A 6,000-nucleotide genomic window follows, 5' to 3' on the forward strand; every position below is an offset into this window, starting at 1 on the left:
TGTGTCCATCCTTTTCATCCGCGTTTATCTGCGTTTACTTGTTTTTCGACTCCTCTGCGTCTCCGCGTCTCTGCGGTTCATCTGGTTTTTGCTTCTTCGGCTAAAATGCCCAGCACGATGGTGCGGACTTTGTGGGCGGCGGCGGCGCCGATGGCGACGACTTCTTCGCCGGTAGTCGGTTTGGGATTCGGCTCGTCGGGCCGGCATTCGTTGGTGACAGTCGAAAGAGCCAGAACTCGCAGTCCGGCGTGGACGGCGACGATCGCTTCCGGGACCGTCGACATGCCGACGACGTCGCCGCCGATTTTACGGACGAACCGCTGCTCGGCCCGGGTTTCGTAATTCGGGCCGGTCACCGCCACGTACGTGCCGCAATGAGCGACAAAGTTTTCGCGGCGGGAGATTTCCAACGCCCGGTTGATGAGCGTGCGGTCGTAGGGCGCGCACATGTCTGGAAAGCGCGGGCCGAGTGAATCTTCGTTAATGCCGATCAGCGGATTGCCCCACATCAGGTTGATGTGGTCTTCCATTACCATCACGTCGCCGGAGCGATATTGCGGATTGAGTCCACCGCTGGCGTTGGAGACGATGAGCAGGTCGATGCCCAGGGATTTCATCACGCGAACCGGCAGCGTGATGTGCCACATGGGATAGCCTTCGTAAAAATGAAAGCGGCCTTGCATGGCCACGACGGGCAAACCGGCCAGCGTGCCGCAAACCAGTTGCCCTTTGTGGCCGATGGCGGTGGAGCGTGGGAAGTGGGGAATTTCCGCGTAGGGAATGATGGTGGGATTTTCAATGGCGGTGGCCAAATCGCCCAGGCCGGTGCCGAGGATGATGCCGGCCCGCGGTTTTTGGGGCCAGCGCGAGTGGATGAACGCTGAGGCGTCGGCGATTTTGGGGAGTTGGTGGAGCATATAAAAAAGCAGAAGGCAGAAGGCAGAAGATTTATTCTTCCTTGGCGTTTTTGATGATGGTGACGAAAATCGCTTTTAGCTCTTCTGTCTCGGCCATTAGGGAGGCTAGTTTTTCGACTGCGACAATCTCGCCATCGCGCAATAATTCGAACCAATAGGACACTTCCTCCAACTCCATTAAAGCGATGTTCACTTTGGCAGCGAATTCACACCGCTGCGTGCACGGGTTGCTTCACGAAAATTTGCACCCACTCCCATTCCCGCACGCAGCAGCTGATCGCCAATCCGCCGCCCCTCAAGCGAACTGGGCAAAGCCCGAACGAGTCGCATAATCCTCAATGCAAATTCCTTGGTTCGCGCTTTCAAATCTGCCCAACGATCATTCGGCATTATTCTGCCTTCTGCTTTCTGCCTTCTGCATTGCTCAATATCCCGTACCCGTTGATTTGCCGCCGCCGATAATCGGTTCCGGCGCGCTTGTACCCAAGCGCGTGCAGCCGAGTTCTTGCATCTTCAGCGCTTCGGCCTGGGTGCGCACGCCGCCGGCCGCTTTAATGCCCACGTTCGGCGGCGAATGCTTGCGCATCAGGGCCACGTCTTTTTCGGTCGCGCCTTTGTAGTTGTAATCACCGCTGGATTGCTTGACGAAACCGAAGCCGGTCGAGGTTTTCACAAAATCGACACCCAGCTTGCCGCAAATTTCGCACAGCTTGATTTTCCACTCGTCCTTCGTGAGAAAATCGTTTTCGAAAATCACTTTCAGCACGGCTTTGTGCTGCCGGGCCACGTCGAGCACCGCTTTGATGTCGCGCTCCACGTAATCCCAGTCTTCGCTCATCACTTTGCCCACGTTCACGACCATGTCGAGTTCGGTCGCGCCTTGCTGGCAGGCCAGCTTGGCTTCGGCCGCTTTAATTTCCGGCGCGTTGCTGCCGTGCGGAAAGCCGATGACGGTGCCCACCGCCACGCTAGAACCCCGCAGCCGGTCGGCAGCCAACTTCACAGCGTAGGGCTTAATGCACACGCTGGCGACGTTCAGCTGTTTGGCCTTTTCGCAGCCGGCATGCAGTTCTTTATCGGTGAGCGTGGGGTGCAATAACGCCAAATCAATCAACGTGGCAAGCGATGTGGACATGAGATGCACTCTAAAAATGTGTGGCGGTGTGAATCCTGCATTTTACGCAGGCTGAACTCACTGCCAAGTGGCGGATGCGCCGCACTCAGCAAAATCCGATTCACCATGCCGGCGCGTGGAGAGCGACAGATCTCTTTTGCACAGCGTCTTATTTACCCCGCATCTCATTTACCACGCGGCATTTTTCCCATCACGGCCAGCAGGCCGCCGCCTTGCATCACGTTGACCACGGGATTGTGACTGACACGGCCGACGAAGCCGATGCCGCCGATCGAATGGTAGCCGCCATACACAGCAAACACTTCGTCGGGTTCGAAGCGGCCGTCTTCGGTCACGCGGCAAGTGATCCGCCGGGGGATGGGAATATATTGCTGCGCTACCCACGTGTCGGGGGAGTTAATTGCCGCATCGAGCGTTCGGTCCCAATCAGCGGCCGAAGTGATGCGGCCGATGGTCACGCCTTGCCCGCCGCAACTGCGGTTGGGCTTCATCACCAGGGCCGTGCGATTTCGGCGCACGTAATCGGGCAAATCGACGAATTTGCCGCCCGGATCGTGTGTCATGCGGCCCCGCAACAGCCGAGTCCAGGGGACATGCTGGGCGATCAAGCGATTTTCTTCCGCGATGAACAGCCCGGCAAATTCTTCGGAGCCGAGCGCTTCCCACAGGCTTTTGTGATCCAGCTCGCCAAACGGCGACGAGAGTAATTTGCCCGACTGAGCGGCGGCGCGCAAACCGGACAAATCGCCGCCCGCAGTTTCCAGGTCGTGCAGATCGCGCAGCTCGATGTTGCGGTAAACCACATCGACGGGCTTGCCGCGGTAGGCCACGCCATATTGCGGATGCGTTTCGAATCGGCGGGCATCGACACATTCGCATTTGATGAACCGCTTGCGCAGAAATTTGCGAATCGACTCGGCCTCGGTAATGCCAGTGGTGAAATCTTGATTTTCGGCAATCGCCACCCGCAACTTGCGCTGGCCTTTGACTGCCTGGGCCGACGGATGGAACATGAGCGCGGTCATTAAAATCAGCCGCGGATCAGCGCCGCAGCTTTGGGGCGAACTCCAGACGTTGGGCGCGCCCAGCAACATCAACACGCCGCTCATCACGTTGTCGCCCGCGCCTGCATAATGAATGCCGCCCACATCGACGGAATTCACTTCAAACAATTTGAAGTGCGCCGCCTCCGGATCGCCGGCGGCGTTCATGGCGAAATCCCAGCGATGGAAAATTTGGGCCGCAGGATTTTCCGGGGCTTGATGTGCCAGCCGCAGCCAATCGGCCTCGTAGGGCTCCAGCGGCAACACCTGTTGCAGAAGGGGTGTGTCGAGCCAGGCGGCGGCCACTTTGGCGACCGCGGCTGCCAACTGCTTGAATGCTTGCCGCAGGGCTTTCACTTGCCGCGCGGTGAATCGCACCGGCGCCGGTGACAGCGGGATGATAATTCGCTCGCCGCTGTCTTTGATGTAATCCAAACCCTGGCGGGAGCTTTGCTCGGCAATGTAACCCAGCATTTCGTCGGCGTCATAAGCCGTCATGCTCGACAGCCGCTCGACCAGTTTTTCATCCCATGCAGTGCGGTCGGGCGGGCCGAGTTCAGTAGGGTCGAACATGGGTAAAGACAACATGTCTAATGGAACAAGTTTCTACGGAATACGTCTATGGCAGGTGGTGCAAAGTAATCGGAGCGTTCATAGTATATCCGGCATGCTGGCCGGTGAACCCTTCGTCGGATATGCTGGTCGTACATTTATCATGGCGCCCCATTTATGACTGAACCGACAACCAACATTCCCGACTTTTCCAAAAACGATGGCCTGCTACCGGCCATTGCGCAGGATGCCGACACGGGCGAAGTGCTGATGCTGGCTTGGATGAACGCCGAAAGTTACGCCGAGACCGTGGCCACCGGCCAGGCGGTGTACTTCAGCCGTTCCCGCGGCCGGCTGTGGCGAAAGGGGGAACAAAGCGGCCACACGCAGCAAGTCGAAGCGATTTTTGTCGATTGCGACGCCGACACCATTTTGCTCAAAGTTCGGCAAACCGGTCCGGCCTGCCACGAAGGCTACCGCAGTTGCTTTTTCCGCCGCCGCGCTGACAACGAGTTCGAACTGGCGGCCCAGCGGATGGTCGATCCGGCGACGGTTTACCCCAAGCGGTCGGAATAGTTCGCGCCGGGCAATCTCTCATTGGTGTCCGGAGGGTCTTTCCATGCTGCCCAGGCGGGCGGATGCCGGGGCTTTCTTCAAGCAAAAGCAAGCTATGTTTTCTATGGCGGCAGGCTGCAAAGTGCGAATCCTCAGATTTCCGTCTGCTGATTTACCTTGGCCGGATGCCGTGGATTTATTGCCACCCTAGCTGGATGGATTTTCGAACGCTCCCAAACTCCAATCGACGTGAGAACCGCAATGCCCCTGGGATTTTATTGGCTCGATCGGCTTGGCCGTTGGCCCCGTCCGTGGCTGTACGCCCTGTTCGCAATTTCCACACTCCTGGTTGCCACCGCCGATTATTTCAGCGGCGAACGATACACCGTGTACGTTCTCTACTTTCCCATCGTGGCGTTGGGGTGTTGGTTGCTGGGCATGCGGGCCGCCGTTGTGCTGTCGTTTTTTGCCTCCATTTTGTGGATTGCCGACGATGTGCTTTCGCCGCCGGAACCCATGCCCTACTTGGCCAAGTACTGGCAGGCGGGGATGCGGTTCATCGTGTTTGTCGCCTTTGCCTACATGCTCACTCGGTTAAGGACCGCATTAGCCCGCGAACGATTTTTAAGCCGCTATGACGAACTCACGGGCTTGGCCAACCGGGCGTCGCTGTTTGAAAGCGGGCAACGCGATGTCGCCCGTTGCCGCCGCGCCGGCCGCTCGTTGACTGCGGTCTTCATAGACCTCGACGAATTCAAGCGCGTCAATGATACCTACGGTCATGCCGAAGGAGACAAAGTGCTCCAAGTGGTGGCGGAAACCATCCGCCAAACGACGCGCGAATCGGACATTTCGGCCCGAATCGGCGGCGATGAGTTCGTGGTCATCTCACCGGATATGACCTTTGACGATGCGGAACGATATATTTCGCGACTCCAAGAAGAATTGAAGCGCAGCATGCGGGATCACGTCTGGCCGGTCACGTTCAGCATTGGAGTGGCCACATTTTTGTCGCCTCCGCCGATGTTGGACGACATCGTGAAAATTGCGGACGACCTGATGTACGTCGTTAAACGTCGCGCCAAAAATGCAGTGAAGCATACGCTGGTTGACGGATGCGATTCATCGGCCCACGAGCAAACCAAACTGGAAACGATGTTGGCTTAATCTCGCCATCGTCCGCCAGAAGCGAAACAGCCATTCTGCGGCGAGCCCAGCGAAATTTGCCACGCGGCACTGCCTGATTTGCCAGCGAGATTAGCTTGGCCCATCGCTGGGCAACAGCCAATCCGGAATTCGCTTGGGTTTGCCCGTCCGATCTACGCAAGCCACGACGCTGTGGCCGCGGGCCATCAACTTGCCGTCGCGGAACACTTCGTATTGGTGTTCCATTCGGGCCCCTTTGGCCCGCACAATTTTGGTGCGCACGGTAAGCAATTCGTCGAAGCTGGCGGGCAGAAAATATTCGCATCCGATTTCCACGACGACCAGCATATACCCGGCCTCTTCCACTTGCCGGTAGCTCATCCCGGCGGCGCGCAGCAGCTCGGTGCGGCTTTGCTCGAAGTACGTGAAGTAGTTGGCATGGTGCAACCGGCCTTGGCCATCGGTTTCCTGGTAACGAACTCGAATTTGCACGTCGTGCTGGGAGAGCATTGGAAGCGGTAAAATGTCTGGTGGCCTTGTGTCTAGAATCTTCTGATTCAATCTTCCGTCCAGCCGTTATACGATCCGCTCTAGAATTTTGCATCAGGCGGCAGATGACCAAACGACTAGACTTGGTCGGCGGCACGTTGAC

The 6,000-nt window shown here is 57.7% G+C and carries 6 protein-coding genes and 1 pseudogene; 2 read left to right on the forward strand and 5 right to left on the reverse strand.

From position 1 onward, the window contains the following. Positions 1 to 77: 77 nt before the first annotated feature. From VMJ32_09255 to VMJ32_09270, 4 genes and pseudogenes are all read right to left on the reverse strand, one after another. A complete protein-coding gene (locus VMJ32_09255; GenBank protein ID HTQ39206.1) occupies positions 78 to 917 on the reverse strand; it encodes a purine-nucleoside phosphorylase in 840 nt (279 codons plus the stop codon). Between the two features lie 34 nt (positions 918 to 951). Further along, positions 952 to 1,293, reverse strand: a pseudogene (locus VMJ32_09260) (four helix bundle protein). A 48-nt stretch (positions 1,294 to 1,341) separates the two neighbouring features. Next, positions 1,342 to 2,052: a deoxyribose-phosphate aldolase gene (gene deoC / locus VMJ32_09265; GenBank protein HTQ39207.1), complete on the reverse strand. Its 711-nt coding sequence runs from the start codon at positions 2,050 to 2,052 to the stop codon at positions 1,342 to 1,344. A gap of 164 nt (positions 2,053 to 2,216) precedes the next feature. Continuing rightward, complete coding sequence (locus tag VMJ32_09270; GenBank protein ID HTQ39208.1) at positions 2,217 to 3,668, reverse strand: hypothetical protein; 1,452 nt, start codon at positions 3,666 to 3,668, stop codon at positions 2,217 to 2,219. 156 nt (positions 3,669 to 3,824) lie between these two features. Between VMJ32_09270 and hisI the strand changes: the two genes are divergently transcribed. Both hisI and VMJ32_09280 read left to right on the forward strand, forming a co-directional pair. Further along, positions 3,825 to 4,223, forward strand: coding sequence for a phosphoribosyl-AMP cyclohydrolase (gene hisI / locus VMJ32_09275; GenBank protein HTQ39209.1), 399 nt, complete (start codon positions 3,825 to 3,827; stop codon positions 4,221 to 4,223). 240 nt (positions 4,224 to 4,463) lie between these two features. Further along, positions 4,464 to 5,369, forward strand: coding sequence for a GGDEF domain-containing protein (locus tag VMJ32_09280; protein HTQ39210.1), 906 nt, complete (start codon positions 4,464 to 4,466; stop codon positions 5,367 to 5,369). A gap of 90 nt (positions 5,370 to 5,459) precedes the next feature. Here the strand turns inward: VMJ32_09280 and VMJ32_09285 are convergent, their stop codons facing one another. Next, positions 5,460 to 5,858 carry a thioesterase family protein gene (locus VMJ32_09285; GenBank protein ID HTQ39211.1) on the reverse strand — a complete coding sequence of 133 codons (399 nt, stop codon included), beginning with the start codon at positions 5,856 to 5,858 and terminating at the stop codon, positions 5,460 to 5,462. Positions 5,859 to 6,000: the final 142 nt, after the last annotated feature.

It is taken from the genome of Pirellulales bacterium, assembly GCA_035499655.1.
In the GTDB taxonomy this organism is placed as follows: Bacteria; Planctomycetota; Planctomycetia; order Pirellulales; family JADZDJ01; genus DATJYL01.

Excerpts from the sequence above, each read along its gene's own strand:
- VMJ32_09255 (HTQ39206.1), bottom strand. The coding sequence starts at position 917 with ATGCTCCACCAACTCCCCAAAATCGCCGACGCCTCAGCGTTCATCCAC.
- VMJ32_09280 (HTQ39210.1), top strand. The coding sequence starts at position 4,464 with ATGCCCCTGGGATTTTATTGGCTCGATCGGCTTGGCCGTTGGCCCCGT.
- VMJ32_09285 (HTQ39211.1), bottom strand. The coding sequence starts at position 5,858 with ATGCTCTCCCAGCACGACGTGCAAATTCGAGTTCGTTACCAGGAAACC.
- hisI (HTQ39209.1), top strand. The coding sequence starts at position 3,825 with ATGACTGAACCGACAACCAACATTCCCGACTTTTCCAAAAACGATGGC.
- deoC (HTQ39207.1), bottom strand. The coding sequence starts at position 2,052 with ATGTCCACATCGCTTGCCACGTTGATTGATTTGGCGTTATTGCACCCC.
- VMJ32_09270 (HTQ39208.1), bottom strand. The coding sequence starts at position 3,668 with ATGTTCGACCCTACTGAACTCGGCCCGCCCGACCGCACTGCATGGGAT.